The 25,462-nt window shown below is 72.9% G+C and carries 27 protein-coding genes; 18 read left to right on the top strand and 9 right to left on the bottom strand.

Translation table 11 applies throughout. The features are described 5' to 3' along the window. The first annotated feature begins 57 nt into the window (after positions 1-57). The 7 genes from SCAB_RS41195 to SCAB_RS41165 all read left to right on the top strand — a co-directional run bounded on the left by SCAB_RS41195 (position 58) and on the right by SCAB_RS41165 (position 7,684). Entirely contained in the window at positions 58-1,440 is a 1,383-nt protein-coding gene (locus tag SCAB_RS41195) for a sensor histidine kinase (protein WP_013005994.1), read from the top strand. After that, a complete protein-coding gene (locus SCAB_RS41190; protein WP_013005993.1) occupies positions 1,437-2,105 on the top strand; it encodes a response regulator in 669 nt (222 codons plus the stop codon). The genes SCAB_RS41195 and SCAB_RS41190 overlap by 4 nt, the downstream gene beginning before the upstream one ends. Before the next feature lie 31 nt (positions 2,106-2,136). Continuing rightward, the gene (locus SCAB_RS41185) at positions 2,137-2,697 is read left to right on the top strand and encodes a GNAT family N-acetyltransferase (protein WP_013005992.1); all 561 of its coding nucleotides are present in this window, start codon (positions 2,137-2,139) and stop codon (positions 2,695-2,697) included. Positions 2,698-2,887: 190 nt separating this feature from the next. Continuing rightward, on the top strand, positions 2,888-4,357 hold the full coding sequence (locus SCAB_RS41180) for a type III PLP-dependent enzyme domain-containing protein (protein ID WP_013005991.1): 1,470 nt from the start codon (positions 2,888-2,890) through the stop codon (positions 4,355-4,357). Then, on the top strand, positions 4,354-5,673 hold the full coding sequence (locus tag SCAB_RS41175) for a pyridoxal-phosphate dependent enzyme (protein ID WP_013005990.1): 1,320 nt from the start codon (positions 4,354-4,356) through the stop codon (positions 5,671-5,673). The genes SCAB_RS41180 and SCAB_RS41175 overlap by 4 nt, the downstream gene beginning before the upstream one ends. A gap of 1 nt (position 5,674) precedes the next feature. Beyond that, positions 5,675-6,883: an aminotransferase class V-fold PLP-dependent enzyme gene (locus tag SCAB_RS41170; protein WP_013005989.1), complete on the top strand. Its 1,209-nt coding sequence runs from the start codon at positions 5,675-5,677 to the stop codon at positions 6,881-6,883. Positions 6,884-6,928: 45 nt separating this feature from the next. Continuing rightward, positions 6,929-7,684 (top strand): class I SAM-dependent methyltransferase, encoded by a 756-nt coding sequence (locus SCAB_RS41165; RefSeq protein WP_013005988.1) that lies wholly within the window; start codon positions 6,929-6,931, stop codon positions 7,682-7,684. A 16-nt stretch (positions 7,685-7,700) separates the two neighbouring features. Here the strand turns inward: SCAB_RS41165 and SCAB_RS41160 are convergent, their stop codons facing one another. From SCAB_RS41160 to SCAB_RS41150, 3 genes are all read right to left on the bottom strand, one after another. Next, on the bottom strand, positions 7,701-8,351 hold the full coding sequence (locus SCAB_RS41160; protein WP_013005987.1) for a GNAT family N-acetyltransferase: 651 nt from the start codon (positions 8,349-8,351) through the stop codon (positions 7,701-7,703). A gap of 109 nt (positions 8,352-8,460) precedes the next feature. Continuing rightward, a complete protein-coding gene (gene rox / locus SCAB_RS41155) occupies positions 8,461-9,888 on the bottom strand; it encodes a rifampin monooxygenase (RefSeq protein ID WP_013005986.1) in 1,428 nt (475 codons plus the stop codon). Between the two features lie 327 nt (positions 9,889-10,215). Then, entirely contained in the window at positions 10,216-10,398 is a 183-nt protein-coding gene (locus tag SCAB_RS41150; RefSeq protein WP_013005985.1) for a hypothetical protein, read from the bottom strand. A 90-nt stretch (positions 10,399-10,488) separates the two neighbouring features. Between SCAB_RS41150 and SCAB_RS41145 the strand changes: the two genes are divergently transcribed. The 3 genes from SCAB_RS41145 to SCAB_RS41135 all read left to right on the top strand — a co-directional run bounded on the left by SCAB_RS41145 (position 10,489) and on the right by SCAB_RS41135 (position 14,065). After that, a complete protein-coding gene (locus SCAB_RS41145; protein WP_041670191.1) occupies positions 10,489-11,577 on the top strand; it encodes a glutamate--cysteine ligase 2 in 1,089 nt (362 codons plus the stop codon). A 164-nt stretch (positions 11,578-11,741) separates the two neighbouring features. Then, the gene (locus SCAB_RS41140) at positions 11,742-13,466 is read left to right on the top strand and encodes a SpoIIE family protein phosphatase (protein ID WP_013005983.1); all 1,725 of its coding nucleotides are present in this window, start codon (positions 11,742-11,744) and stop codon (positions 13,464-13,466) included. 164 nt (positions 13,467-13,630) lie between these two features. Then, positions 13,631-14,065, top strand: coding sequence for an ATP-binding protein (locus SCAB_RS41135; protein ID WP_013005982.1), 435 nt, complete (start codon positions 13,631-13,633; stop codon positions 14,063-14,065). A gap of 42 nt (positions 14,066-14,107) precedes the next feature. On the opposite strand, the gene SCAB_RS41130 is transcribed toward SCAB_RS41135, so the two are convergent. From SCAB_RS41130 to SCAB_RS41120, 3 genes are all read right to left on the bottom strand, one after another. Further along, the gene (locus tag SCAB_RS41130; protein ID WP_013005981.1) at positions 14,108-14,575 is read right to left on the bottom strand and encodes an ATP-binding protein; all 468 of its coding nucleotides are present in this window, start codon (positions 14,573-14,575) and stop codon (positions 14,108-14,110) included. 39 nt (positions 14,576-14,614) lie between these two features. After that, complete coding sequence (locus SCAB_RS41125) at positions 14,615-14,917, bottom strand: DUF5133 domain-containing protein (protein ID WP_013005980.1); 303 nt, start codon at positions 14,915-14,917, stop codon at positions 14,615-14,617. A 61-nt stretch (positions 14,918-14,978) separates the two neighbouring features. Continuing rightward, complete coding sequence (locus tag SCAB_RS41120) at positions 14,979-15,821, bottom strand: SigB/SigF/SigG family RNA polymerase sigma factor (RefSeq protein WP_013005979.1); 843 nt, start codon at positions 15,819-15,821, stop codon at positions 14,979-14,981. A gap of 385 nt (positions 15,822-16,206) precedes the next feature. Here SCAB_RS41120 and SCAB_RS41115 point away from each other — a divergent pair, with 385 nt between their 5' ends. Beyond that, positions 16,207-17,034, top strand: coding sequence for an RNA polymerase sigma factor SigF (locus tag SCAB_RS41115; protein WP_013005978.1), 828 nt, complete (start codon positions 16,207-16,209; stop codon positions 17,032-17,034). A 116-nt stretch (positions 17,035-17,150) separates the two neighbouring features. Further along, positions 17,151-17,555: an STAS domain-containing protein gene (locus tag SCAB_RS41110; RefSeq protein ID WP_013005977.1), complete on the top strand. Its 405-nt coding sequence runs from the start codon at positions 17,151-17,153 to the stop codon at positions 17,553-17,555. Between the two features lie 183 nt (positions 17,556-17,738). Here the strand turns inward: SCAB_RS41110 and SCAB_RS41105 are convergent, their stop codons facing one another. Further along, on the bottom strand, positions 17,739-18,212 hold the full coding sequence (locus SCAB_RS41105; protein WP_013005976.1) for a MarR family winged helix-turn-helix transcriptional regulator: 474 nt from the start codon (positions 18,210-18,212) through the stop codon (positions 17,739-17,741). A 63-nt stretch (positions 18,213-18,275) separates the two neighbouring features. Between SCAB_RS41105 and SCAB_RS41100 the strand changes: the two genes are divergently transcribed. The 6 genes from SCAB_RS41100 to SCAB_RS41075 are packed head-to-tail and all read left to right on the top strand — an operon-like array spanning position 18,276 to position 24,111. Continuing rightward, positions 18,276-19,463 (top strand): PP2C family protein-serine/threonine phosphatase, encoded by a 1,188-nt coding sequence (locus SCAB_RS41100; RefSeq protein WP_013005975.1) that lies wholly within the window; start codon positions 18,276-18,278, stop codon positions 19,461-19,463. 59 nt (positions 19,464-19,522) lie between these two features. Beyond that, positions 19,523-20,422: an STAS domain-containing protein gene (locus tag SCAB_RS41095; RefSeq protein ID WP_013005974.1), complete on the top strand. Its 900-nt coding sequence runs from the start codon at positions 19,523-19,525 to the stop codon at positions 20,420-20,422. Next, positions 20,419-20,859: an STAS domain-containing protein gene (locus tag SCAB_RS41090; protein ID WP_013005973.1), complete on the top strand. Its 441-nt coding sequence runs from the start codon at positions 20,419-20,421 to the stop codon at positions 20,857-20,859. The genes SCAB_RS41095 and SCAB_RS41090 overlap by 4 nt, the downstream gene beginning before the upstream one ends. Beyond that, positions 20,859-21,299, top strand: a complete 441-nt coding sequence (locus SCAB_RS41085) for an anti-sigma regulatory factor (protein WP_013005972.1) — start codon at positions 20,859-20,861, stop codon at positions 21,297-21,299. Before SCAB_RS41090 ends, SCAB_RS41085 begins: the two co-directional genes overlap by 1 nt. After that, positions 21,299-22,369, top strand: coding sequence for a SpoIIE family protein phosphatase (locus SCAB_RS41080; protein ID WP_037728801.1), 1,071 nt, complete (start codon positions 21,299-21,301; stop codon positions 22,367-22,369). The genes SCAB_RS41085 and SCAB_RS41080 overlap by 1 nt, the downstream gene beginning before the upstream one ends. Next, complete coding sequence (locus SCAB_RS41075) at positions 22,366-24,111, top strand: PP2C family protein-serine/threonine phosphatase (protein WP_013005970.1); 1,746 nt, start codon at positions 22,366-22,368, stop codon at positions 24,109-24,111. The genes SCAB_RS41080 and SCAB_RS41075 overlap by 4 nt, the downstream gene beginning before the upstream one ends. Here the strand turns inward: SCAB_RS41075 and SCAB_RS41070 are convergent. Together SCAB_RS41070 and SCAB_RS41065 are read right to left on the bottom strand one after the other, a co-directional pair. Further along, a complete protein-coding gene (locus tag SCAB_RS41070) occupies positions 24,104-24,529 on the bottom strand; it encodes a MarR family winged helix-turn-helix transcriptional regulator (protein ID WP_013005969.1) in 426 nt (141 codons plus the stop codon). The genes SCAB_RS41075 and SCAB_RS41070 overlap by 8 nt on opposite strands. An 89-nt stretch (positions 24,530-24,618) precedes the next feature. Then, the gene (locus tag SCAB_RS41065; protein WP_013005968.1) at positions 24,619-25,428 is read right to left on the bottom strand and encodes an SAM-dependent methyltransferase; all 810 of its coding nucleotides are present in this window, start codon (positions 25,426-25,428) and stop codon (positions 24,619-24,621) included. Positions 25,429-25,462: the final 34 nt, after the last annotated feature.

The following is a 25,462-nucleotide window of genomic DNA, read 5'->3' as shown; positions in this document are numbered from 1 at the left end:
GACACGGCCGGGGCGGCCACGGGCGCCCGGTCTCCGAGACCGAGGAGAATGAGGACCATGCGTCCGCATCGCGCGACACCCGCCGCGGCGACCGCCCCGGACACGGCACCGCCGCCCCAGGGGTTCGACCCGCGCGACCCAGGGCTGGACGCCGCCTGGCACCCGGTCCTGGGCCGCATGCTGCGGGGACAGTACCGACGGCAACTGCTGGACCGGCGGCGTCCCTGGCTGCTGGACACCGCGGTGGTGCTGGTCGTGGCCCTGCTCAGCCTGCCCGATCTGCTCACCGGCGGCCACGGCGGCCCCTTCGGGGAGACGGCTCCCCGGACCGACCTCCCCGCCGCCGTCCCGTTCGTCCTGGCGGCCGCGCTGATCACCCCGTTGTGGTGGCGGCGCCGGGCCCCTGCCGTCACCTACGGCGTGATCGCGGCGGTCTCCCTCGTCCAGTGGTCGCTGGACGTGTGGCAGCAGGCCGGTGTCAGCATGCTCGTGGCCCTCTACAGCCTGGCCCTGCACGGGTCGCTGCGGGTGCTGGGCTGGGCCGTCGCGGTGACCGCCGGTCAACTCTGCCTCGCGGTCTGGCTGCTGTCCCGGGTCGAACATCCGCTGCTCGGCCTCTTCTTCCTGCTGGGCACGACGATGGCGGCCGTCACCCTCGGACTCACCCTCCGCATCCGCCGGATGTACCTGGCGGCCCTGCAGGACCGGGCCACCCGCCTGGAGGTCGAACGCGACCAGCGGGTCCGGCTCACCGCCGCCGCGGAACGCTCCCGGGTCGCCCGCGAGATGCACGACATCGTCGGCCACAACCTGTCCGTCATGGTCAGCGTCGCCGACGGTGCCGCGGTGCTCGCCGCGAGCCGGGGCGAGCGGTCCGCCGACGCCCTGCGCATCCTCGGCGACACCGGGCGGCAGGCTATGGGCGAACTCCGCCGTGTGCTGGGCGTCCTGCGCGAGGGCCAGGACGACGAGCGGCCGCTCGGCCCGCAGCCGGGCATCCGTGACCTGGACCCCCTGCTCGCGCGGGTCCGCGCGGCGGGTCTTCCGGTCACCTACCGGACCATGGGTGATCTCGACGCACTGGGCAGCGGGGTGCAGCTCACCGTGTACCGGATCGTCCAGGAGGCCCTGACCAACACCCTCAAGCACGCCGGGGCGGGCGCGGCGGCGGAGGTCACGGTGACCACGGAGGCCGGGCGCGTACGCGCCCGGGTCGCCGACACGGGCGTGGCGGCGGGGGCACCCGGCCGTCCGGAGCCGGGGCCGGGGGCCGAGCCTCCGGGGCACGGCCTGGTCGGCATCCGGCAGCGGGCCGCGATGTACGGCGGCACCGTCACCATCGGCCCCCGGGACACCGGACACGGCTGGATCGTGGACGTCACGCTCGACGCACCCCCCGGCCCCGCGCCCCTGCCGGCGTCAGGAGATCATCAGCCATGACCACCGTGCTGATCGCCGACGACCAGCCCCTGCAGCGGCTCGGCTTCCGCATGCTCCTCGAGGGCACCCCCGGCCTCACCCCCGTCGGCGAGGCCGAGCACGGCGGCGAGGCCGTCCGCCTCGCCGCGCAACTGCGCCCCGACGTGGTCCTCATGGACATCCGCATGCCCGGCATGGACGGCCTGGAGGCGACCCGCCGCATCGTCGCCGCCGGCGGCCGCACCCGCGTCCTCATCGTGACCACCTTCGACCTCGACGAGTACGCGTACGACGGGCTGCGGGCCGGCGCGAGCGGTTTCCTCCTCAAGGACGCCCGCCCCGAGGAACTCGTCGCCGGTATCCACGCGGTCGCCACCGGCGACGCCGTGGTGGCCCCCAGCCTCACCCGGCGGCTCCTGGACGCCTACGCCCATCAGGTGCTCGCCCCCTCCGGCACCGCTCCCGCGGCCGACCCCCGGCTGGAGAGCCTCAGCGAGCGCGAACACGAGGTGCTGGTCGCCATCGGCCAGGGCTGGACCAACGCGGAGATCGCCGAACGGCTCGTCCTCACCGAGTCCACCGTGAAGAAGCACGTCGGCCGTGTCCTCGCCAAGATCGGGGCCCGCGACCGCATCCAGGCCGTCATCACGGCGTACGACGCCGGGCTGGTCAGGGCGAAGCCCTAGCCGGCGGGCCGGATGTGCGAGGCTGACCGGCATGACGGTGCATCAAGTCTCGGAGTTCCTGCAGCTGACGAGCCCCGGGGAGGTCCCCCCGAGGCTCAGACAGGAGATCGCCCGCTGCTGGGAGCTGGTGGCGAACGCCGGTGGGGCGGTCCTCGCCACCGAGTTCCCGCCCCTGCCGGTGAGTGTGCACGACGTCGGTCCCGTGGTGGACGCGCTCGTCGGGGAACTGCACCCCCGGCACGGCAGACTGCTCGTCGCCACCGTCGGCGGCTCGCTGGCCGGCTGGCTGGTCCTCCGCCGGGAGCGGCATCCGCTCGGCGCGCACTGCGGCACCGTCAACCACGTCCAGACGCATCCGCGATTCCGCGGGCTGGGGATCGGCTCCGCCCTGATGCACCACGTCCATGACGTCGCCCGGGACGAGATGGGCCTGGAGCGGCTCCAGCTGTCCACCCGGGGCGGGGTCGGCCTGGAGGAGTTCTACCGCAAGGTCGGCTGGGCGGAGGTCGGCCGCTGGCCCGGCGCGCTGCGGATCGCGCCCGGCGACGACCGGGACGCGATCCTGATGAGCCTCGCCCTGCGCACCGGCTGACCCTGCCCGACCCACCCCCGCTCCCCGCTCGGGTACGCCTCCGACCGTCCCGTTTCGGCCGTCGGCCCTCGGGATACAGCCCCTCCGCCGCCGCGCCCGGTTCCGCGCGGCCCGGCGGGGGGAGGGATACGGTCGTTATGGCCGTTTGCCGACACCGGAACGTCTTCCTCGGTGGGGAGGAACATCTGGGATGAGCGACGACGACCCGTTGTACCTGGAACCCCGGCTGGAGCCGCGCACCGCGGCGCTGCTGGACTCGGCACCCCTGCTGCACACCCTGGTGGACGCCCTCGGCTCCCCGCTGAACGTCCTCCTGCCGGACCAGATCGCCGACAACGTCCGGCGCTTCCGTGCGGTTCTCGACCGCCATCGGCTCGCCGGCAGGATCTGCTTCGCCCACAAGGCGAACCGTGCGGGCTCGCTCGTGCGCCGGCTCACCACGACGGAGGCGGCCCTGGACGCCGCGTCGCTCGGCGAGCTGCGGCACGCGCTCGGTTCGGGGTTCACGGGGTCCCGGATCATGGCGACCGGCCCCAAGGACCCGAGGTTCCTGTGGCTCGCCGCGCGCAGCGGGGCGTGTCTGAACGCCGACGGTCCCGCCGAGCTGGAGGGGGCGGCGAGTCTCGTGCGCGCGCACGGACTGCCGCGTGTCCGTGTCCTGTTGCGGCTCTCCGGCTTCGAGGCGCCGGGAACCAGGACGCTCTCGCGCAGGAGCCGCTTCGGTACGCCCGTGAAGTCCCTGCACCTGCTGCTGGACGTCCTCGACCGGCACCGGGAGGAGCTGGAGCCGATCGGCGTCGGCTACCACCTCGACACCACGAGCGTCGACGAGAAGGCAGTGGCCCTCGAAGGCTGCCTCCGGGCCATGGAGGAGCTGCGCGTCCGCGGGTTCCGGCCGCGCGTCATCGACGTCGGCGGCGGCTTCGGCGTGAACTACCTGGCGCACGCGGCCCAGTGGGAGCGGTACACCACCGAGCTGACGGCCGCCGTCATGGGCGTCCGGCCGCCGCTGACCTGGGGCGGCCACGGATACGGTCTGCGGGTCGAGAACGGCACCCTCAAGGGCGCCCTGAGCCTGTACCCGGCCCATCGGCCCACGGCCGGCGCCGCGTACCTCGACGAGCTGCTCTCCCGCCCTGCGCCGACCCTGGGCCGTCCCCTGGGCACCCTCCTGCTGGAGAGCCTCTACGACCTCTGTGTCGAGCCCGGCCGGGCCCTGGTGGACCAGTGCGGGCTCACTCTCGGCAAGGTCCTGGAGGTGCGGCCCACGGACGGCGGGGAGCCCATGGTGCGTCTCGCGATGAACGCGGGTGACGTGGGTCTGGAGGACCACGGTGTGCTGATGGACCCCGTGGTCCTGCCGCGCGACCCCGCCCCGCGCGGCCGGGCCGGCCCGGTGGGAGTCCATCTCCTGGGCAACCTCTGCCTGGAGGCGGACCTCCTGACCCGTCGCACGGTGTTCCTGCCCCGGCTGCCGCGCCCCGGCGATGTCCTCGCCTTCGTCAACACGGCGGGATACTGCATGGACTTCGCCGCCACCCACGCCCAACAGCAGCCCCTGGCACGCAAGGTGGCCGTCCACGAGGAGAACGGCCGGCTGCGGTGGTGTCTGGACGAGGAGTACTGGCCGCTCGACCGTACGGGGGACCCGCAGGGATGAGGTACGACACGATCACCGACGCCATCGGCGACACGCCACTGGTCCGTATCGACCCGGCCGTGCACGGCCTGCGCAACATCGACCTCTACGCCAAGCTGGAGATGCTCAACCCCTTCGGCTCACTGAAGGACCGGGCCGCGTGGGGCATGACCCGCCGGGAGCTCGCCGGCGCCAAGGAACGCGGCGAGACGATCGTGGAGCTGTCCAGCGGGAACACCGCCAAGGCCCTGGCGCTCATCGCCGGTCTGCACGGGCTGCCGTTCAAGAGTGTCACCAACCGGATGCGCGTCCCCGAGATCAAGGATCTGCTCCTGCTGCTGGGCGCCGAGATCGAGGAACTGCCCGGCCGGACCGAATGCCTGGACCCGACCGACACCGACGATCCGCTGACCGTCTTCCACCAGCGGCTGAACGGCCCCGGCGGAGCACATCTGCACACGGACCAGTACTTCAACGCCCTCAACGCCGAGGCGCACGCCACCGGGACGGGCCCGGAGATCATCGCCGACCTGGACGGCAGGGCGCCCGACTGGTTCATCGCCTGCGTGGGCACGGCCGGTTCCTCCACCGGCGTGGCCCGGGCCCTGCGCGCGCACGACCCGGCGGTGCGGGTCGTCGGACTGGTCGGGCAGAAGGGGGACTTCATCCCCGGCATCCGTACCGTCGACGAGGTGCGGGAGGTCGGTCTCTTCGACCCGGCCACCTACGACACCCTGGAGGCGGTGGGCTCCGACGAGGCCATCGAGGGGATGCTCACCCTGCTCCGCCGCTGCGGCCTGCTCGCCGGGCCCACCGGAGGGGCTGCCTACTTCGGCGGCGTCCGCCATCTCCGTTCCCTGGACGCCGGGTTGACGGAACGCAGAACGGCCGTCTTCATCGTCTGCGACCGGGTGGAGAGCTATCTCGACTACGTTCGCCGGCGCCGCCCGGACCTGCTGGGCCGGCCTCCCGTGCTGAACTCGGTCGCCACGCTCACCGACACCGAGATCCGTGCGGCGGCCGTCGTCGACGTCGAGGACGCGCAGAAGTGGATCGCCGCGCAGCGCCCCCTCGTCGTCGACCTGCGGGGTCCCTTCGCGTACGCGGCGCTCCACATCGACGGCTCGATCAACATCGTGGACGAGCTGTTCGACGAACTCCTGCGGGGCGGGCTGCCCTTCGGCACCCGGCAGCCGGTGCTGCTCGCCTGCCCGGTCGGCGAGAAGTCCGCCCGGTACGCGGCCCTGCTCACCCGCATGGGCCACACGGACGTCCGCAGCCTGGCCGGCGGCATCATCGCCTGGCGGGACGCCGGTGCGCCGCTGGTGCGTGACTGACATGGCCGGTCCCGGCACACGGCCGGCGGACCTGCGGGACCTGGCCTCGTGGCAGGAGCCCTTGCGCGCCCAGTTCCCGATCGTCGTCGGGCACCCGGACCTCGCCTACCTGGACAGCGCGGCCACCAGCCAGAAACCCCGGCCCGTCCTGGACGCCGTACAGAGGTATCTGACGACGTCGAACGCCAACGCCGGGCGGGGCTCGTACCCGTGGGCCAACTCCACGACGGCGCTGGTGGAGAACGCGCGGGACCGGATCAAGGCGTTCCTGGCCGATCCCGACCCGGGGCGGTCGTCGGTCCACTTCACCAGTGGGACCTCCGAAGGGCTGCGCGGTGTCGCCCGGGACTGGCTGCCGGGGCTCCTCGGCGACGGCGACGAGATCGTCGTCCCCTTCGCCGACCACCAGGCGAACCTGTCGCCGTGGCTGGAGGCCCGGGAGCTGCTGGCCCGGCGCGGGGTGCGCATCCGTGTGCGCCCGCTGCCGTACCAGGAGAGTTCGGGTGACTACGATCCCCGGGCGCTCGCCGGGATCGTCGGTCCCCGCACCCGCTTCGTGGCCGCGACCCACGTCCACCACGTCCATGGCGTCGACATGAACGTGCACCGTCTGCGGCAGGCCGTCGGGCCCGACGTGCCGATCTGCCTGGACGCGGCGCAGAGCGTCGGCCATCTGCCGCTGTCGACGGCCGCCCTGGACGTCGACCTGCTGGTGTTCTCCGGTCACAAGACGATGGCGCTGCCCGGTACCGGTGCCGTCTGGTCCCGGAACCTCCGCGGACCGCGGTACCGGCCCGGCGGCTGGAGCGGTACGCCCAACACGGTCGGCATCGCCTCCCTGACAGCGGCGCTCGACTGGCTGGACGCCGCCGGAACCGACCGGATCGAACGCTGGACGGTGGCCCTGACCTCGCGGCTCACGGACGGGCTGGCCCGGATGGACGCCTACGAGGTGCTCGGCTGCCGCTCCAGCCTCACGGCCGACACCCGGGTGCAGCGGCGCCGGAGCCTGGTCACCTTCCGGCATCGCGGGATCGACTCACGGGACCTCGGCTTCATCCTGTTCAGCCGGGGGTTCATGGTGCGCACCGACGGCCACTGCCAGGCGGGCCGGGAGGCGGAGGAGGGGTCGGTCCGGGTGAGCCTGCATGTGCACAACACCCCCGAGGAGATCGACGCGTTGCTCTCCACCCTCGCCAGTCTGCAATGATTTCCATGAGCAGAAGCGGGACGGGACGGAGGCAGTGCGACCGGCATGGATGTGAGCACGGCGACGGCGGCGCGCTGGGTGGAACGCTGGGAACGTCAGCAGCAGCTGTACGCGGTCGACCGCGAGGAGCGGTTCGAGGTCATCGCGGACCTGGTCGAGCAGGTGACACGGGACTGCCCCGCCCCCCTGGTCGTCGACCTCGGCAGCGGCCCCGGGTGCCTGGCCGCACGGCTCGTCGGCCGGCTGCCCACGGCCGAGGTGCTCGCCGTGGACGCGGACCCGCTCCTGCTGGGCCTCGGCAGCGCCCACTACGGCAGCGCCCTGCGGTACGTCAGGACCCTGATCGGCGCACCCGGCTGGCTCGACGCGCTCGGCCTGGTCCGTCCCGTGGACGCGGTGGTGTCGACCACCGCCCTGCACTACCTGGGCGCGGGCACCCTGCGGCGGGTCTACGGGGAGCTGGCCGGTCTGCTGCGGCCCGGCGGCATCCTGGTCAACGGAGACCACATCAGTCCGGACTCGGCGAAGGTCTGCGAACTGGCGATCGACCTCGGCCGACGCAGGGCCGCCCGGAGCACCTCCTCCCCGGCCGAGGACTGGGACACCTGGTGGGCGGGCGCGGCCACCGATCCGGAGCTGGCCCCGTTCCTCGCCCGCGCGGACGAGGGCGGACGCCCCCGGTGCGAGGGCAACGACCTGACCCTGTCCGGCCATGTGGCGCTGTTGCGCGAGGCGGGCTTCGAGCACGTCGGAGCGGTCTGGCAGGTGGGTCCCAGCCATGTCCTCGCCGCCGTCCGCTGAGCCGTGTCCGGGCAGGTCAGGAGGCCGCCCCGGCCGGCGGCCCACCGCTCTCGCGCGTCGCGCGCCCCAGGTAGGTCACCGGGCCGGGGTCCGGGACCCGTATCTCGTGGAAGCCCATGCGGTCGTAGAAGGCACGGGCCGGGGTGTTGGCGGTGACCATGCAGAGGTGGACGGCCGCCGTCCCCGCGGTGTGCAGGGCCCGCAGGAAGGCGCGCATCAGGGCCCGGCCGTACCCCCGGCCCTGCCAGGCGGGAAGCAGGTCGATGTGCAAGTGGGCCGGATACGAGGCGAGTTCGGGCACCAGCATGCGTTCGGGGTGGTGCAGGAGCCCGGCGATCTCCTCGTCGGGGGTGGCCGGTGGGCCGAGGGGCGCCGGGTAGCGCTCCGCGACCAGGGGGAGCCATCGCGCGCGGAAGGCGTCGACGAAGGCGGGGGTGTCCGCGGTGCCGAGGACGTAGCCGACGGCCCGTCCGCGGCCGTCGTCCAGGACGAAGGTCAGTTCCGGCTCCAGATGGGCGTACGGCGCGGCGAAGGCCGCGGGGAACACGCCGGGGTCGGTGTAGAAGGGTGTGCTGTCACCGCCGTTGTGGGCGGTGCGGACGCAGATCTCGTGGAGGTCGTCATGGTCCCCGGGGCGGTACGGGCGTACTGCGGGAGGCGAGGTCATCGCAGCATCCTGCGCGGTGCCTCGCCCTTCCGGCAACCGTCCGGGAGCGAGCGGTCACTCCCGTCCCTACGACGGAGCGCACGGCAACACCCCGCCCCGGGGGCCGCGCTCAGCCGGTGGCGGTCCCGAACCACCGCGTGAGACGGTCGAGAAGGTCCCGCCGGTCCTCGCCGGCCCACGCCACGTGGCCGTCGGGGCGCAGCAGCACCGCGGGCAGGTCCACGTCCTGCGGGGTGTCGACGACGTGGTCGACTCGGTCCGCCCAGCCCTCGACGGACAGCGTGCCGGCCGGGTCGAGCAGCAGGCCGCGGCCGGCGTGCGTCAGCTCGTAGAGCCGGCCCCGCTTGAGCCGTACGTCCCGCATGCGGCGGCCGAGGAGGTCATGGCCCTCGCCGAGGTCGTGGCGGACGTCGACCGCGGTGATCATCCCGGTGATGTACCGGTTCACCTCCTCGAAGTCCATCAGTTCCGAGAACAGTCCCCGCAGCGCGACCGCACCCGCACCGGAGCCCAGCAGGGCCATCTGCGCCCGGGTGTTGGCCAGCACCCGGGCGGCCACCGGGTGCCGCTCGGCGTGATAGCTGTCCAGCAGTCCCTCGGGCGCCCAGCCGTTCACGGCGGCGGCCAGCTTCCAGCCGAGGTTGAAGGCGTCCTGCACCCCGAGGTTGAGGCTCTGTCCCCCGGTCGGCGGGTGGATGTGCGCCGCGTCCCCGGCCAGCAGCACCCGGCCCACCCGGTAGCGCTCGGCCTGCCGGGTGGCGTCGCCGAAGCGGGACAGCCGGCGCGGGGAGTGCACGCCGAAGTCGGTGCCCGCGAAGGCCCGCAGCCGCTTCCTGAAATCGTCGAGGGTCGGCGCCGCGGCCCGGTCCTCGGTCACTCCCTCGGCGGGCACGACGACGCGGTAGGTCCCGCCCTCCAGCGGAGCGATGCCGAACCTCAGCTCGGTCTCGCGGACCTTCGCGACGGCGGCGGCGATCGTCGCCGGGTCCGCGGTCGCCGCCATGTCCCCCAGCAGCGTCTCGACCGTGGCCGGCTCCCCCGGGAAGGCGACGCCGAGGAGCCCCCGCACCGGGCTGCGCCCGCCGTCGCAGCCGACGAGGTAGCGGGCACGCAGGTGTGTGCCGTCCGCCAGCCCGGCGGTCACGCCGTCCGCGTCCTGGCTCAGCCCGGTCAGCTCCCGGCCGCGCCGGACGTCGGCGCCGAGTTCGACGGCCCGCTCGTGCAGCAGGCGCTCGGTGACCGGCTGCGGAGTGGCCACGCCGTACGCGTGCGCCGTGTCCAGGGTGTCCGGCCAGGGCTTCATGATCCCGCCGAAGAGGCCGCCCGCCCGGAACGTCTCGCTGACCGCCAGGAACCGGTCCAGCAGACCGCGCTGGTCCATGATCTCGACGCTGCGCGCGTGCAGCCCCTGTCCTCGGGACTCGCCGGTCGGCTCGGTCAGCTTCTCCAGTACGACCACGCCCACGCCGGCCAGCCGCAGTTCGCCCGCCAGCATCAGCCCCGTCGGCCCGCCGCCGACGACGATGACGTCGATCATCCCCTACCCCCTGTGCGCGGATTCCCGGTTCGGTCGGCGATTGTGCGGCAGGGGCGGGGGGCTTGCCGCAAGCCCCCCGGCGCGCTATAAGTTGAGAGTGGCAAGGAGTGACGGACTCCTTGCCTTTGTCGTTCCCGGCGCCTGCTTCCGCGTCCCGGAACGTCCCGGAGCCCGTGTCGTCGGACCGCGCCCATGTCGTCGGAACGATCCGTTCCCGGCACCACCGCTCCGGCCGGTTCGCGCGACGGCCCGGGCCGTGCCCACAATGGCGCATGCCGGGAACGGAGTGTCCGACGTTCTTCCGGACCGCCGACGGCCCGGGTCGCGTCAGTCGCTCAGGCGGCGGTGCAGGAGCTGCTTGCCGAGGTCGGCGCCCTTGCGGCTGTCGGCCTGTGCCTTGCGGAACAGCTCGGCCACCTCCGTGTCCTTCTCCCGCTCCGCGTCCTCGATGTACGTCTCCAGGCGCAGCGCGCTGTCCGCCCGGGAACCCGGGGCCGTCGCCGTGTACACGGATCGGGCCCGGGCTTCGGCCGGTGAGGTGTCCTGGCGCCGTCCTTGGGCACACGGCTGTCACCACCTAGCGCGAAAGGGCCTGATGACGTGCGTACCGTCGGAGTGGAAGAGGAACTCCTGCTGGTCGATCCCGAGACCGGCGAGCCGCGGGCACAGGCCGCGGCGGTGCTCGCGCGGGCCGCGCAGGAGGGCGCCGGCCAGGACGTGTTCGAGAAGGAGCTGCACGACGAGCAGGTGGAGTTCGCCACCCATCCGCAGTCCTCGATGGCCGACCTGGGGGCGGAGATCGTCCGCTGCCGCAAGGACGCGGCACGCCACGCGGAGGGCCTGGGCAGCGCGGTCGTGGCACTGGCCACGTCGCCGCTGCCGGTGAGCCCGACGATCACCATGAACGGCAGGTACCTGTGGATGGCGCGCGAGTTCGGGCTGCCCACGCAGGTGCAGCTCGTCTGCGGCTGCCACGTCCATGTGTCCGTGGAGTCCGACGAGGAGGGCGTCGCCGTCCTGGACCGCATACGGCCGTGGCTGTCGGTCCTGACGGCCCTGAGCGCGAACTCGCCGTTCTGGCAGGGCCGCGACAGCAGGTACGCCAGCTACCGCACACAGGTGTGGGACATGTGGCCGATGGCCGGGCCGACCGACGTCTTCGGTTCGGCGGAGCGGTACCACCAGTGCGTCGCGGATCTGATCTCCACGGAGGTCGTACGCGACCAGGGGATGATCTACTTCGACGCGCGGCTGTCCCAGCGGTATCCGACCGTCGAGATCCGGGTCGCGGACGTCTGTCTGCACCCCGACACCGCGGTCCTGATCGCCACCCTCGCCCGGGGGCTCGTGGAGACCGCGGCCCGGGAGTGGCGGGCGGGTCTGGACCCGCTGCCGCACCGTACGGGGCTGGTGCGGCTGGCCGCCTGGCGGGCCGCCCGCTCCGGTATGTCGGAGACCCTCCTGGACCCGGCGACGATGCGGCCCCGGCCCGCCGCCGAAGTGATCCACGCGCTGCTCGACCACGTCGAGGAGGCCCTCGCCGACCACGGTGACGTCGAGCTCGCCCGCGCGTCCGTCGCCGAGCTGATGGAACGCGGCAACGGGGCCCGGGTGCAGCGCGAGGTGATGGAACGCACCGGGAGCCTGCGCGAGGTCGTCGCGGCGTGCGTACGGCACACTCAGCGCTGAGCCCGGCGGCCCCGCCGGCTCCCCGGGGCGGACTCCGCGCCCCTGTCGCGGACCCGCGCGCGTAGGCGGCCCTCGACCGGGGTACTGCGTGAGGCACGTGGGGCGGAGAGGTCCGCCGTGCGCACCGCGGTCCCGTCCGCGAGCGGAGCAGGAGGAACCCGACCATGAGCGCGTGGAGTCCGGACGACCTGGATCGGCCACCGGGCCCTGCCGTCCGGCTGCCGGACGGGCTGCCCGATCTCCGGCACGCGGGCATGTACCTGGTGCGGGACACCGGCGTCATCACCTCGGTGAACGCCCGCGCGGCGGAACTGCTCGGCCGTCCGGCCGGTGAACTCCTCGGCCGCGACGCCCACGACCTGCTGCACCGCGACCATCTCGGGCAGGCGATGCCCCGGTCGTCGTGCACGATGATGCGGGTGTTCCTCAGCGGCCGTACGGGCGGCGGGGACCGCGAGTGGTTCGCGTGCGGCGACGGCACGCTGCTGCCGGTGACCTGGCTGGTCACCCCCTGCGGGCTGGAGGACGGCACGACGGGCGCCGCCGTCCTGTTCTACGAGAGCGCCGCGGGCAACGAGGTGCTGCGGCCCACCGAGCCGACCGCGCTGTCGCAGCTGGACCGGCTGGCCCTGCTCGCCGAGACGACGACCCGGCTGACGTCCACGCTGGACGCCGACGAGGCCGTCGCCCGCCTGGTCCGGCTGGTCGTGCCGCGCCTGGCGGACTGGGCCGTGGTGGACCTGATCACCGAGAGCGACGACGTCTGGCGGACCACGGTGGCGACCCACCACAACGGAGCCGTGGTGCGGCGCGAGGAGCTGGAGGGACCGCTGCCGCCGGTGCACGAGGAGTCGCTCATGCCGCTGTCCCGGGCCCTGCGCGGGGCGGCGTCGACCCTGGCCGGGCCGGAGACCTATCAGGGGCCGCCCGATTCGGGGATCACGGTCGCACAGCAGAAGCTGTTCCGGGAGACCGGCCTGCGCTCGGCGGCGATCGCGCCCATCCGTGGGCCGCGCGCGGTGCTCGGTGCCCTCACCCTCGGTCTCAGCGACCGGCCCGGCACCTTCACCGAAGCCGAGCTGTCCCTGCTGGAGGACATCGCCCGCCGGGCCGGGCTGGCGCTGGAGAACGCGCGGCTGTACCAGCGTCAGCGGCACATCGCGGAGACCATGCAGCGCCATCTGCTGCCCCAGATGCCGGAGGTGCCGGGTCTGCGGATGGCCGCGCGCTACGAATCGGCGTCGGAGTCCTCGCAGGTCGGCGGCGACTGGTACGACGTGTTCCCGCTGTCCGACGGTGCCACTGCGGTGGCGATCGGCGACGTCGTCGGGCACAACATCGACGCGGCGGCGGGCATGGCGCAGGTCCGCAACATGCTCCGGGCCTACGCCTGGGCCCTGCGGGAGCCGCCGAGCGTCATCGTGGAACGGCTGGACCAGGCCGTGGTGAACGTGGCCGAGGCGTCCATGGCCACCCTGATCTTCGGCCGGGTGGAGCGGAGCGACGAGGGCTGGACCCTGCAGTGGACCAACGCCGGGCATCCGCCGCCGCTGCTGATCACGCGTGACGGCCGGTCGCGGTTCCTGGACGAGGAACACGACCATCTGCTCGGCACCGGCCTGACGCGAGCGCGGTCGGACACCCTCACCGCGCTGCCGCCGCTGTCCACGCTCGTGCTGTACACGGACGGTCTGATCGAGTCGCCGGGCCAGACGCTGGACCGGGGCATGGCCCGGCTGCGGCAGCACGCCGCGGCGCTCGCCCACCGGCCCCTGCACGTCTTCTGCGACCTGCTGCTGGAGCGTGCCCGTCCCGTGGACAACGACGACGACGTGGCGCTGCTGGTCTTCCGGACCCCGGCCCTGGACGGTGAGCCGGATGCGCTCTGACACGCCGACGCCGATCAGGGGCACCGGAGAGGCACTCTCTTCCCCAAGGCCCCACACATCCCTACGCTTTCGCACGCGTAGCAGCTCCGCTCACGGGAAACACGAGCGTCGGAGGGGGACACGACATCGCGTCCGCCTCAGGAACCCGAGCGGGGGAACACAAGTTGGCAACAGAGCCACGTAGGGACGAGAAACTGCCTGCCGAGGAGATCTACGACGGTCACGCCGCCTTCGACGGAGAACTGGGCGACGTGACAGGGGCGCGCACGGCCGCCGAGGGATTCCTCGGTGTCCTCTCGCGCACCTCGCCGCCGGCGGCGGTCGAGCACTGGGACGACATCCTGCTGGTGGTCACGGAGCTGGCCGCCAACGCGGTCCAGTACGCTCCGGGGCGCTTCGAGCTGACGCTGCGGCGCACCATCGACGGGGTCCATGTGACGCTGGGGGACACGAGCACGACGTCACCGGCGCCGCGTCCCTTCAGTCCCAGCAAGGGCGGCGGCGGGATCGGCTGGTATCTGATCCACACGCTGTGCGACGAGGTGAGCGTGGTGGTGCACGAGAACGGCAAGGACGTGCACGTGTTCCTGCCCTGGTGAGGCAGGGGCGCGGGGAGGGACAGAAGGTACCGGGGTGCCGCGTCAGGTCAGCGGCACCAGCACGGTGATCGTCTTGCCGCCGGCCGCGTGGTGCACGACGCGGACCTCGCGGGACAGCCGGTTGATCAGCGGCCATCCGTATCCGTTGCCCTCGTGGGCACGCGGAGACGCGCCGTGCCCGTGGAGGTCCACGGGCACGGCGGCGTTGTGGTCGCGCACGCTCAGCCGCACCCCCGCCGGGGTGAGGCCGACGTCGAAGGCGGCGAGGCCGCCGCCGTGCCGGATCGCGTTGGTGACGAGTTCGGACACGACGAGCAGCAGATCGATCACGGCCTCCTCGGCCGCCGGCCCGGCCGGAGAGCGCCACCGCTCCCCCACGAGCGTGCGCACACGCCGACGGGCCGCCGCCGCGGTGGTGATCGCGAGCGGCGGCCGGGCCGGCCGGGCGGGCCCCTGCCGCGCGGGAGGGGTGGCGTGGTCGGTGAGGCGGTGGCGTTCCGTCGACGTCACGGGACGTGCGGGCTGGGCGCCCCGGGACGACGCGGCCGGTCAGTGTTCATGGAGCGCCGCATACCCACTCGACCGCGAAGCATGGCCGTCGGTCTCCGAGGCGAGGATCACACGCTTCCCGCACAGCTCCGCGGTCGCGGTGGCCTGGGCCGCGGCGAGCTGGCCCCGTGCCGCTTCCAGGGCCTGACGTATGTCACGGGTGCCTGTGGACACGCAGAGCGTGTAGGCCAGGTCCTGCACGCGCCGGGTGGTCTGGGGATCGCTCTGCTCACCCTCGTGGGCCACGAGTGACTCGTACTCCTCGACGAGCCTGCGCAGGGTCGCGGGGTGGGGCATCAGCATCTGTTTTCGCTCCTGGGGTGGTCCGGTGACGGCAGTGGGAGAGAGGTGGGGCGGTGGAGGGTCAGGAGGGGGGTGCGGTGCGGCCGAGGGCCTCCTCGCGGACGCGGGCGCAGCTGCGGCTGATGAGGCGGGAGACGTGCATCTGGGAGATGCCCAGACGGTCGGCGATCCGGTTCTGGGTCATGTCCTCGAAGAAACGCATGTAGAGGATGGCCCGCTCGCGCTCGGGCAGGCGGCTCAGCCCCTGCTTCACCGACTCGCGGTCGACCACCACGTCGTAGGCGGCGTCGGGTGCGCCGAGGGTGTCGGCGAGGTTGTAGCCGTCGTCCCCGGAGGCCATCTCGGCGTCCAGCGACAGGGCGCTGAAGCTGTCGAGCGCCTCCATGCCGGCGTGCACCTCCTCCTCCGTGAGTCCGGCGAGGGCGGCGATGTCGGCGACCGAGGGCTCGGCGGAGCCGCCGGAGGTCTGGCTGAGTTCCCGGCGCGCCACCCGCACCTTGTTACGGAGGTCCTGGACCCGCCGGGGGACGCGCAGCGTCCACATCCGGTCGCGGAAGTGCCTCTTGATCTCACCGGTGATGGTGGGTACGGCGTAGCTCTCGAACGCCCCCCGCTCCGGCTCGAAGCGGTCCACCGCCTTGACCAGGCCCATCGCGGCGACCTGCCGCAGATCCTCCAGCGACTCGCCGCGGTTGCGGAAGCGGCTCGCGATGCGGTGCGCCATGGGCAGCCAGGCGCGGACGAGTTCGTCGCGGACGTGGTCGCGTTCGGGGCCCGGGTCCATCGCGGCGAGCCGGGCGAAGGCGGTGGCGGTGTCGGGGGCGTCGTCGTGCGTCCTCCTGCTCTCGGGCGTACCGGGACGTGCGGAGGTGACGGGACCGTTCGCGGACACATTGACCAGCATGGGAAATCGCTCCTGAACGACGCTTTCAGGGACTTGCGGCAGGAAACGGTGGAGGGCGACCTGGTCCTTGCGCGGACACTCCGCTTCCGCCGACCACCTCCGATCCGGAGGCGTGGGACACCGATTGCCCCCCGATTCCGCGGGCAAACAACCGTCTGCGCATTCGCGGTGACTCATGTGCCGGGCCCGGCACCGGCTGTCCGCGGAGCCGGCGGCGACTTCCGGCCAGAGTGGTGAGCGACACGGCCTCTTTCGTGTTCCAGGGGGACTGAGTCGCCCGTTCCGGGGCAAGCGTGGGGTGGCAACGAGGCTCTGGGCGAGAGGGGTGGACAGCATGGCAGCCGTGACGGCACGTACGACTACGGCCACGGCACGGGGGAGGGTCATGACGGAGGCGGGGGACCTCCCGCTGATCGAGGACCCGTCACAGGTCAGGCCCAAGGACGCGCGAGCGATGTCTCGGCAGTTCTTCGACCGGCTGGCTGTGCTGGACGAGGGCACGCACACCTACCAGTACGTGCGCAACACGCTGATCGAGATGAACCTGTCGCTCGTGCGGTACGCGGCCTCGCGCTTCCGGGGGCGTGAGGACTCCCTGGAGGACATCGTCCAGGTCGGGACGATCGGGCTGATCAAGGCCATCGACCGGTTCGAGCTGTCCCGGGAGGTGGAGTTCACCACGTTCGCCGTGCCGTACATCGTCGGCGAGATCAAGCGGTTCTTCCGCGACACGAGCTGGGCGGTGCACGTGCCGCGACGGCTGCAGGAGGCGCGGGTGGAGCTGGCCCGCGCGACGGACGAGCTGCAGTCCCGGCTGGGCCGGATGCCGACGACGCGTGAGCTGTCCGAGCTGATGTCGCTGTCGGAGGAGGAGGTCATCGAGGCGCGCAAGGCGTCCAACGGCTACAACACCTCCTCCCTCGACGCGGCCCTCACCTCCGACGGCGGCGACGACGGCGACGCCGTGCTCGGCGACCTCATCGGCGAGGAGGACCACGCGCTGCAGCTCGTCGAGGACTTCCACTCCCTGGCGCCGCTGATCGCCCAGCTCGACGACCGGGAGCGGCGCATCATCCATCTGCGGTTCGTCGAGGAGTGGACCCAGTCGCAGATCGCCGAGGAGCTGGGCGTGTCGCAGATGCATGTGTCCCGGCTGATCAGCCGGATCATCAAGCGGCTGCGCACGGGGCTGCTGGAACCCGGTGTCGCCTGATCGGACCGGTGTGTCCGGACGATTCGCGGGTATGCGCACGGGCGCATCGCCGGGCGATGCGTCGAATTCCGTGCATTGGGGCACCCGTCCCGATCGGTAGCGCCTTGGAGGCTCTTGTGTCCGTTGCCCACAACCCGCTGTCGATCAAGGTCGACCTGCCCAGGGACGACGCCGTGCTGCTCACGATCGAAGGGGAACTGGACATCGACACGGCGACCGAGCTGCAGCACCATCTGGCGAACCAGCTGCGCCACGGCCGGCGGCACTTCCTGCTGGACGTGTCGGCCGTTCCCTTCATGGACTCGTCGGGCATGAACATCATCCTGCGGACCTACCAGGAGGTGCGGCGGATCCCGGGCGGTGTCTATGTCATCGCCCCGACGGCGGCGGTGCGGCGCATACTCGACCTCACCGGGGTCAGTCTCACCGTCGCCACGGTGGACAGCGTGGACGAGGCGCTGGCGGCCGTGGACTCCGGGCAGGTCGCCTCGCTCCCGGACGAACGCCCGGCGGAGGAATAGCCGTTGACGACGCGTCGACGCACCGGCGGGCCGTGGCGTTCGGCCCTTTCCGCCGGTGCGTCAGGGCGTAGCCATGGCCAACAGTTGTTGTTTGACAACTATGGCCGGAAGGCAACAGAGTGAACCGGGGGCCAAGAGTGTGGGAAAGGTTGGGATGATGCTGTCGGACCAGGTCGGCGGCGGTCAGGCGCTCCGGGCGTCGTCGGTGTCCGACTCGTGGATCTGCGCCGCCGCGGTCGCGCAGAACGCCTCCAGGCCCTCCAGCAGCGCGGTCCGCTTCGCGGCGGGCATCTGCTCCAGCACGGACCGCAGGGCCCGTTCGCGACGATCGCGCAGGTCCACCAGGAAGGTCTGTCCGCGCCGGCTCAGCCGCAGACACAGCTCGCGCCTGCTCGCCGCACTGACATGGCGCTCGACGAAGCCCACCGCTTCCAGGCGGTCGCAGAGCCGACTGGTGGAGGGCGGTGTGGAGCCGAGCGCGTCGGCGAGCATCCGCAGGTTGATGCCGTCGTTGTGCTCCAGGATGAAGAGCACGCGGAGCTGGGAGGCGGACACCGGAGCCGTCGAGGCGCGCCCCCACAGGACCTCCAGCAGCTCGCCCGCCTCGGAGGTCACACGAGCCACCTCGTCCGGCCGCGGGTTGGAGGAGGAAGTCACGGGCCCACTCTTCCAGGCATCTCGAACACTGTCAGCTCTGGAAAGAATGGCGTATCCGACATCGTGAACAGATTCGTGGCAGCCGAACGGGCACTTCGCTCCGCTGCTCCGCACCACCTGCTGGACGCCCTGCGCGAGGTACTGGACGGCGACGCCTGGTCCGCGCGGGAGGTCGAGCTGTACCTGGCCGACTACTCGCTCACCGCGCTGCGACCGGTCTCCACGCGTCCCGACCCGCCGGAGCCCCTGCCCATGCACGGCGGCCCGACCGGCCGGGCGTTCGGGGCGCAGGAACCGTATCTGGAGAAACGCGGCGACGGCCGGGTGCGGGCGCATCTGCCGGTCACCGTGCGCGGTGACCGGCTGGGCGTGCTGCGGCTGACGCTGCCGTCCGCCGCGCACGCCGAGGAGGCCCTGACCGAACTGACCGAGCTGGCGGGGGTCCTGGCGCACGAGCTGGTCGTCGCGGAGCGCGACACCGACCTGTACGTCCGGGCACGTCGCGCCAGCCGGCTGACCCTGGCGGCGGAGATGCAGTGGCAGCTGCTGCCGGCCCGCTCCTCCACCACCGCGGAGTACGCGCTCGGCGGCCAGCTGGAACCCGCCTACGCGATCTTCGGCGACAACTTCGACTGGTCCGCCGACGCCGACCGTCTGTTGCTGTACGTCACCAACGGCATGGGCGAGGGCATCGAGGCCGCCCTGCTGACCAACCTGGGGATCAACGCACTGCGCAACGCCCGGCGGGCCGGCGTCCCCATCGCCGACCAGGCGGCCCTGGCCGACCAGGCCCTGCACGCCCAGTACGGCGGGGCCCAGCACCTGTCGGTGCTGCTGCTCGACCTGGACCTGACCACCGGTCGGCTGGGGATCGTCGACGCGGGCTCCCCGCGGATGCTGCTGCTGCGCGAGGGGAACGTCTCCTCCATCGCCCTGGACGCGCAGCTGCCGCTGGGCATGTTCGAGGAGACGCAGTACACCTCCCAGGAGCTGACCATCGAACCCGGGGACCGGCTCGTCTTCGTCAGCGACGGGGTGTACTCCGTCGCCACGCCCGGCGGGGAGGAGTACGGCGAACGCGCGCTGGCCCGCGCGATCAACGCCACGCGGCTGCTGCCCGCCGCCGACGTCCCCGGCGCGGTGCTCCGGGAGCTCTCCGGCCACCGCGGCACGCCCGTGGCGGACGACGACGCGCTCGTGGTCTGTCTCGACTGGTTCGGCCGGGGGGAGTCCGCCCGAACCCCCCGATGAGTTCGCCCGACAGTCGTCTCCCGCACCGGGGAGGCGCACCAGTGAGTGAGGAGACATCCGTGCCGGAACAGGACACGGCAGACCGGCGGTTGACACCGGCGCAGGAGGTGGCGGAGTTCCTGCGCCGCCGCCAGGAACAGATCGCGCAGCGCTGGGCCGACGCGGCGCTGTTCCGCACCGTCTTCACCCACTCGCGGGACGAGGCGGTCGAGGCGGGCCGGGCCGTCGCGGACGCGCTCGCCGCGGTGGCCGCCGCGGAGAGCGTCGAGGACGCGGAGGCCGGCGGCTTCCAGGTCGTGCGCGAACAGCTCGCGCGTACGGCCGCCTCCAGGGCGCGGGCCGGCTCCACCGTCACCCAGATCTCCACCGAGGTGGACGCGCTGCGGCCGCCCGTCACCGAGCTGCTGGTCGCCGAGCTGGCCGCGGCGCCGACGCCCCACGTGCGCGAATGCGCCACGACGCTGACGGTCCTGATGGGCACCCTGCGTCTGGTGGTGCTGGAGACGGCGCTCAGCGAGGGCGAGGAGCTCATCCACCGGCAGCGTCTGCAGCTGCTGGAGGTCGCCACTCCGGTGATCAGCCTGTGGGAGGGCATCGTCGCCGTCCCGCTGATCGGCACGCTGGACAGCGCCCGCAGCCAGGTGGTGATGGAGCGGCTCCTCGACTCGATCGTCGAGCAGCACGCCCGGTTCGCCATCCTGGACATCACCGGCGTCCCGACCGTGGACTCGCTGGTGGCCCAGCACCTCATGAAGACCGTGGCCGCCGCGCGGCTGATGGGAGCCGAGTGCATCGTCTCCGGCATCCGGCCGCCGATCGCGCAGACCATCGTCCACCTGGGCATCGACCTCAGCTCGGTGCTCACCCGCACCAGCCTCGCGGACGCCCTGGCCTACGCGCTGCGGGAGCTGGGCACGGACATCGTGTCCCGCGGCGCGGCCGGTTCGGGGCACAGGTGAGCGGCGAGCTCTTCGCCGCGTACGGCGGTCCGTCCTCGTACGGGGCGCCCGTACCCGTGCTCAAGCTGGGCAACGTGCTCCTGGTGTCGCTCCAGGGCGATCTGCACGACGGCGCGGCGGAGCAGCTCCAGCAGGACATCAGTTCCACCGTGGCGCGCAGCGGTGCCACGGGCGTGGTGATCGACCTGTCCGGGGTGGAGATGGTGGACTCGTTCCTGGGCCGGGTGCTCGGTGACATCGCCGCCCAGACCAGCCTGCTCGCCGCCGGGACCGTGGTGGCGGGCATGCGTCCGGCCGTCGCGATCACGCTGGTGGAGCTGGGGCTCACGCTGCCGGGACTGCGTACCGCGCTCAGCACCGAGGACGCGTTCCGTCTCCTCGGCGAACAGGATCCGGCCCTTCCCCGCCGAGGACACGCACGCCAGGAGAGTCCGTGATGCAGACCGTCGGCGGCATCTCCGCCTGCCTGCCGATCCACTCGGACCTCGATCTGGTGTGGGTACGTCAGCATGTGCGGCAGGCGGCCGCCCAGCTCGGCTTCGGTCTGGTCGAGCAGACCAAACTCGTCACCGCGGCCAGCGAACTGGCCCGCAACACCCTGGTCCACGGCGGCGGGGGGCAGATGGAGTGCGAGCCCGTGGACAAGGGCGGCGCGCGTGGGCTGCGGCTGGTCTTCAGCGACGAGGGCCCCGGCATCCCTGACCTCGACCAGGCCCTCGTCGACGGCTACACCTCCGGCGAGGGTCTGGGCATGGGCCTCGGCGGCGCCCGGCGGCTGGTCCACGAGTTCGCGATCGACAGCCGTCCCGGCTCGGGAACCGCGGTCACGGTGACCTCCTGGACGGCGGGTGCGCCCCGCCCGCGCGAGGAGCGGTGATGCCACGCGTCTGGGAGGTTCCGGTGCACGACTCGACCCGGGTGCGCGACGCCCGGGTGGCCGCCGAGGCCGCGGCGGCGCGGGCCGGCCTGGGCGCGGACCGGGCCGCCGGCTGCGCGCTGGTGGCCACCGAGCTGGCGACCAACCTGCTCAAGCACGCCGGCGGCGGGCTGATACTGCTGGACGTCGTCTCGCGGCCCGCGCCGGAGCGTGCGGACGGCGCGGCGCCCCTGGTGCAGATCGTGGCGATCGACCACGGCCCGGGGGTACGGGACGTGGCCGGAGCGCTGCGCGACGGCTACTCCACGACGTCCTCGCTCGGTGCGGGCCTCGGCACCTGCCGCCGGGTCGCCGACGACTTCGACCTGCACAGCACGGTCGGCCGGGGGACCATCGCGCTGGCCCGGCTCGGCGCCCGCGCCGCGCGCCGGGGCGGCCCGGCCCCCTCCCCCGCCGCGGACGTGCGCGCCGGGGGCGTCAACGTGCCGTTCGCCGGGGCCGAGTTCTCCGGCGACGCGTGGGCATGGGTCCGCGAGGGCGACCTCACCACGCTGATGCTCGCCGACGGTCTGGGCCACGGCGTGGCGGCTGCCCGTGCCTCCTCGGCGGCGGTGGAGCAGCTGTACCGCGCGCCCCGACTGGCCCCCGCCCAGCTGCTGCGGCGGCTGGAGGGCGCGCTGCGCGACACCCGGGGCGCGGCCGTCGCCGTCGCCCAGCTCGACTCCGCCGCGGGCAGGCTGCGGTTCTCCGGCATCGGCAACATCGGGGCGCGGCTGCGCACCGGCGCACAGTGGCAGCCACTGCTGTCACGGCCCGGCATAGTCGGCGCCCACCGGGCGGCCCACCTGCCGGAGCACACGGCGCCCTGGGGCAAGGACTGTCTGCTCGTGCTGCACAGCGACGGTCTGCCCAGCCGCTGGAGCCCCGGGCCCGCCGCCCACAGTCCCTCACTCGACCCCGCTGTGATCGCCGCCGTGATCGTGCGCGACGCGAGCAGCCCCGCCCGGCCGGTCCGTGACGACACCACCGTCGCCGTACTGAGCCCCTCCCCGCCGGACCGCTTCCCATGACCCGTACCTGGCATGTCTGCTCCGTCGTCGACGCCGCCCGGGCCCGTATCGCCACCGCGCGGCTGGCGGCCGCGCACGGCGTCTCCGCGACCGACCGGGCGCGGCTGGTGTCCGTTCTCTCCGCGCAACTGCGGCAGTGCCTCACCAAAGGGGGAGAGTGGCTGCTGACCGCGCGGGCCACGACGGCGGGGCCCGGCGGCGGCCGGTTCCTGGTCGAGGTGACGTCGGCGAACCGGCGGCCGGGCGAGTTCCGTCAGCCGTGGCGGATCACGGTCGCCTGCTCCGCGGAGGGGCGCCTGCCGGACAGCGGGCATGTGCCCGGTGATCCGGAGACGCTCGCGGAGGCCCTGTTCGGGGCCGACGAGGACGCCGCGCTGCTGCTGGAGAAACTCGACGGGCAGGAGGCGCTGGTCGCGTTCCACCGCGAGGAGCTGCACCAGACCAACCAGGGTGTCCTCGCGCTGCACGCCGAGCTGGACGCGGCCGGACGCGCTCAGCGCGACCTCTTCGCCGCCGAGCAGAAGGCCCGCGAGGAGGCCGAGAACGCGCGTGGCAGGCTCACCTTCCTCGCCGACTCCAGCGCCGCCCTGACCGCCTCCCTCAACCCCGACGCGATCGTGCGGCTGCTGCCCACCCTCCTGGTGCCCCGGTACGCGCACACCGCGGACGTATGGCTGTTCGACGGGGAGGGCGACCTGGCCCGCAGCGGCCCGCGCCCGGCCGCCGCCGTGCTCGCGGCCCGCCGCGGGCGCCCCCAGTACGCCGCCGACCACCCGGGCGGGCTGCCCGGCGTCGACGACCAGCCGCCCTCGGCGCTCGACCCGGCCCGGCCCCTGCTGTGCGTGCCGCTGATGACCCGGGGCGCGCCGCAGGGTGTGCTGACGCTGTCCCCGCCCGACGACCAGCGCTGGGACGCCGACGACGCCGTGATGGTGATCGAACTGGCCCGTCGCGCCGGGGTCGCCCTGGAGCACGCCCGGCGCTTCGAGCACAACCGCGACATCGCCGAGACCCTCCAACGGGCCCTGCTCACCGAGCTGCCCACCACGCCGGGGCTGGGCCTGGCGGCCCGCTATCTGCCCGCCACCCGGGGTCTGAACATCGGCGGCGACTGGTACGACGCCTTCCGCCAGCCCGACGGCAGCCTCATCACCGTCATCGGCGACGTCACCGGGCACGGTCTGCGCGCGGCGGTGATGATGAGCCAGTTGCGGACCGCGCTGCGCGCCTACGCCGTGGACGGGGAGACACCCGGCCGGCTCCTCACCCGGCTGCATCTGTTCCTGCACCATCTGCAGCCCGATCTGTACGCCACCGCCGTCATCGCGCGGTTCCATCCGCGCGAGCCCACCCTCACCTGGGCCGCCGCGGGGCACCCGCCGCCGGTGCTGCGCTCACCGGACGGAGGGGTGACGGTGCTGGACGCCAAGCCGGGCGCCATGCTCGGCATCCCGCTCCACCAGGAGATCCCCGACCACACCGTCCCGCTGCCGCCGGGCTCCACCCTGGCCCTCTACACCGACGGGCTGGTCGAGCGCCGGGCCCAGGGCATCGACCCGGGCATCGAACGGCTGGCGACCGCGCTGGCGGGGCTCGAACCGGCCACGCTCGACGGCGATCTGGAGGTCTCGGCCGACCGGCTCCTCCAGCCGCTGCTGGACGAGGAGCACGAGGACGACGTGTGCCTGCTGCTCTGCCATGTGCGCGGCGAGGGCGGGCGGTCCTCGGCGCGGCTCAGCTGACGGAGCCGCGCAGGATCCGCAGTGCCTGCTCGACCCGGGCGCGCTCGGCCGCCGGCATCGCCGTCAGGGCGTCGGTCAGTCGCGCCGACAGCCGCTCGGTGATGTCCGTCAGGAACGCGACTCCGCGCTCGGTGACCACCAGGAGCACCTCGCGGCGGTCGCCGTGGCGGACGCGCCGCTGGAGCAGGCCGGCCGCCTCCAGCCGGTCGCACAGCCGGCTGGCCGTGGGCAGCCCCACCCGCAGGCTCTCGGCCAGGGCGGTCAGGTTCAGCTCGGGCCGCCGGCGCACCGCGCGCAGCGCCAGTATCTGTCTGGGGGACAGCCGCGGGGTCACGTCCTCGACCGCCGAGAACCACAGCGGCACCAGATTCTCCACGGCGTCGAGAAGCTGCCGGTCGATGTCGCGGGGGCCCGTCATGCGGGGGGCCTACCCGAAGCGCCCCGGAGTACTCTGCCGTCCCCGGAAGCGGCCCCTTCCCCGGATCGCCGCGCGCCGGTCCGGCGTCGCTACGCCTTGTGGGCCACTCCCCCGTAGACGTCGGTGGGCCGCGGGTCCGTGCCCGGCTCCGGACGCCACAACGGGCAGGACACGATGCCGGGCTCCAGCAGCTCCAGGCCCTCGTAGTACGCGTGCAGCTGCCGGGGGCTGCGCAGCACGTAGGGGACGGCACCGGTGTCGTCGTAACCGTCCTGGGCGCGCTTGAGCTCGGCGTCGGTGTCGGTGCTGTCGTAGTGGACGAAGTAGCTGCCCGGCGGCAGGGCGGCCTGCAGGCGGCGGACGATGTCCTTTGCCTCGTCGTAGTCCTGGATGTGGCCGAGGATGCCCATCAGCATCAGTGCCACCGGTTTGTCGAAGTCGAGGATTTTCCCGGCGGCTTCGAGGATGGTGTCCGGGTCGCGCAGGTCCGCGTCGACGTAGTCGGTGACACCCTCGGGAGTGCTGGTGAGCAGGGCCTGGGCGTGCCGCAGGACCAGCGGGTCGTTGTCGACGTAGACGATGCGGGACTCCGGGGCGGCCTTCTGGGCGACCTGGTGGGTGTTGTCGTACGTCGGCAGGCCCGTGCCGATGTCCAGGAACTGGCGGATGCCGCGCTCCCGGGCCACGAAGGTGACCGTGCGGATGAGGTACACACGGGAGGCGCGGGCCATCGTCTCGATGTTGGGGGCGATCTGGCGGTAGGCGTCGCCCGCCTCGCGGTCGACCGCGTAGTTGTCCTTGCCGCCCATCCAGTAGTTCCAGATGCGGGCCGAGTGCGGCACCGTGGTGTCGATCTTCGACAGCGCTTCCTGGTCGGGGGTGGGGTGGCTGTCTGCCATGGGTGGTCTCCTGCCTCACATCGCGTGGTCGTAC

The organism is Streptomyces scabiei 87.22 (assembly GCF_000091305.1).
In the GTDB taxonomy this organism is placed as follows: Bacteria; Actinomycetota; Actinomycetes; order Streptomycetales; family Streptomycetaceae; genus Streptomyces; species Streptomyces scabiei.
The sequence above is the reverse complement of the archived record's forward strand: the minus strand, read 5'-3'. Positions and strand labels throughout refer to the sequence as shown.